Genomic DNA, 1516 nt, shown 5'->3' on the forward strand with positions numbered 1-1516 from the left:
ACCAGCCCCGCGTCCCACAGCACCCGCAGGTGCCGGCCGACCGACCCGAGCCCCTGCCCGGTCAGCGCGACCAGCTGGGTCGTGCTCAGCGGGCCCTGCCCGAGCAGGACGAGCACCGCCGCACGTCCGGGCCCGAGCAGCGCGCTCAGCGCGGCCGGCACGTCCCGCGCGCGGTGATCGGCGGCGAGGACCCCGGTGCAGGGGTAGACGACGGCGTACCGCTCCCGTTCCTCCCACGACACCCACCCCGTCCGCGGTGTCACCGGCACGAACAGCAGCTCGGCGCCGGAGATCTCCCGCGGCGGATACTCGTGCAGATTGACCTGGAACCGGCTCTCCCCGAGCCACCGCGTCCCCGGCCGCAGCGAGTCCAGTACGGCAGCCCACCCGCCCCGGCTCACCTGCGCGACCCGCGTCACGACATCCGCCTCCAGCACCCTGCGCCGCCGCTCCCAGGACGGCCGTACGGCGCTCTCCCACACCCAGGTCAGCAGGCCGGCCGCCCGCTCGGGGAGGTCGTCACGGTCCAGGACGCCCGGCAGCGGGCCGGCCAGGGAGGTCCGCAGATGGGCGCGGGCGTCGGCGGGCCGTACCGCGCGGACCCGGGCGACGCCGTCCTCGAAGCTCTCCCCGTCCCTCGGGGTGGGGGTGAGGAAGTCGGCGATCCAGTCCCGGCCGAGCCCGGCCCGTACGAGCGCGGCGGTCACCGGATCCGCGGCAAGCCGCGCGCGGTGGGCGGGCAGCCACTCCCGCAGCCACGCCGTCTCGCCCGGATGCGCGCCCGCCCCCGCGTGCAGCAGCTTCAGGCACGCGAAGGTCTCGGCCAGCGGGGACACCACGAACCGGCTGCCCGCGAGCGTGTCGGCGTTCACCTGCCACCAGCCCATGAAGCCCCTCACCAGCCTGACGTTTCGCGCTCCCGCGAAACAGTATCGACCGCGCCCGGACCCGCCCGAGACTCCCCGCATGACCGGCTACCGACAGCTCCTGCGCACCCCCGAGTTCACCCCGCTCCTGCTCTCCTCCGCCGCCCACACCGCCGCCCAGACGGTCGCGGGGCTCGCCCTCGGCACCCTCGTCCACCGCGCCACGGGCTCCCCGCTGCTGTCGGCGGTGAGCATGTTCGGCCCGTCCCTCGCCCAGGTCCTCGGCGCGACCCTCCTCCTCTCGGGCGCCGACCGCCTCCCCCCGAGGACCGCCCTGGCCGGTCTCTCCCTCGCCTTCGCCACCGTCACGGCCGTCCTCGCCGTCCCCGGCCTGCCGGTCGCGGCCGTCCTCGCGGTCCTGATCGCGGCCCTCGGCGGCGGGGTCCGCTGGGGGCTGCTCAACGAGATCCTCCCCAAGGACAGCTACCTGCCAGGGCGTTCCGTCTTCAACATGATGGGCGGCCTGACACAGATCGCCGGCTACGCCCTCGGCGGCCTCCTCGTCACTGCCCTCTCCCCGCACACCGTCCTCCTCCTGGCCACCCTCCTGCACGCCACCGCGAGCGCGACCGCCCGCCTCGGCCTGACCG

At 75.6% G+C, this 1516-nt stretch carries 2 protein-coding genes; one reads left to right on the forward strand and one right to left on the reverse strand.

Annotation, left to right across the window (positions count from 1 at the left end):
* On the reverse strand, positions 1-887 hold an 887-nt coding region (locus BZL64_RS38095; RefSeq protein ID WP_086773500.1), incomplete at its 3' end, for an ArsR/SmtB family transcription factor.
* Between the two features lie 79 nt (positions 888-966).
* Here BZL64_RS38095 and BZL64_RS38100 point away from each other — a divergent pair.
* The coding region (locus BZL64_RS38100) for an MFS transporter (protein ID WP_143663460.1) at positions 967-1516 on the forward strand (550 nt) is incomplete at its 3' end.

Source organism: Streptomyces bobili (assembly GCF_002154575.1).
GTDB classification, from domain to species: domain Bacteria; phylum Actinomycetota; class Actinomycetes; order Streptomycetales; family Streptomycetaceae; genus Streptomyces; species Streptomyces bobili.